Raw genomic sequence first — 870 nt, 5'->3', positions numbered from 1 at the left:
CAGTGCTGTGATTCTTGCAGCGGGTAAAGGTACCCGTATGCACTCAAATATGCCTAAAGTGCTACACACTTTGGCAGGGAAGCCAATGGTTAAACATGTTATCGATACTTGTACTGGCCTTGGCGCACAAAACATTCACCTAGTCTTTGGTCACGGTGGTGATCAAATGCAAACCACACTTGCCGACGAGACTGTCAACTGGGTACTTCAAGCGGATCAGCTTGGTACTGGCCACGCGGTGGATCAGGCTTCTCCACGTTTCGAAGACGATGAAAAGATCCTAGTTCTTTATGGTGATGTCCCACTAATTTCTCCTGAAACCATTGAAAACCTACTTGATGCACAACCAACAGGTGGCATCGCGTTACTTACTGTAATGCTCGATAACCCGACTGGTTACGGCCGTATCATTCGTAAAAATGGTCCAGTGGTTGCTATCGTTGAGCAAAAAGACGCAAGCGAAGAACAAAAGCAAATTAAAGAGATCAACACTGGCGTAATGGTTGCGACTGGTGGTGATCTGAAGCGTTGGTTGTCAGGCTTAAACAACAACAATGCTCAAGGTGAGTACTACCTAACAGACGTTATTGCTGCTGCGCACGACGAAGGGCGTGCCGTTGAAGCGGTTCACCCAGTGAATGCCATTGAAGTAGAAGGTGTTAATGATCGCGCTCAACTTGCTCGTCTAGAGCGCGCGTTCCAATCGATGCAAGCTCAAAAACTACTTGAACAAGGTGTGATGCTACGTGACCCTGCGCGTTTTGACTTACGCGGTGAGCTTCAGTGCGGTATGGATTGTGAAATCGATGCAAACGTGATCATTGAAGGTAACGTATCGCTGGGTGATAACGTGATTATCGGCACTGGTTG

At 47.6% G+C, this 870-nt stretch carries 1 protein-coding gene; it reads left to right on the top strand.

Features of this window, described 5'->3' with window-relative positions; all coding sequences use genetic code 11:
• Positions 1 to 870: bifunctional UDP-N-acetylglucosamine diphosphorylase/glucosamine-1-phosphate N-acetyltransferase GlmU (gene glmU / locus R7R24_RS25615; RefSeq protein WP_318119926.1), on the top strand; the 870-nt coding region annotated here is incomplete at both ends.

Source organism: Vibrio sp. 704 (assembly GCF_033339295.1).
The sequence above is the reverse complement of the archived record's forward strand: the minus strand, read 5'-3'. Positions and strand labels throughout refer to the sequence as shown.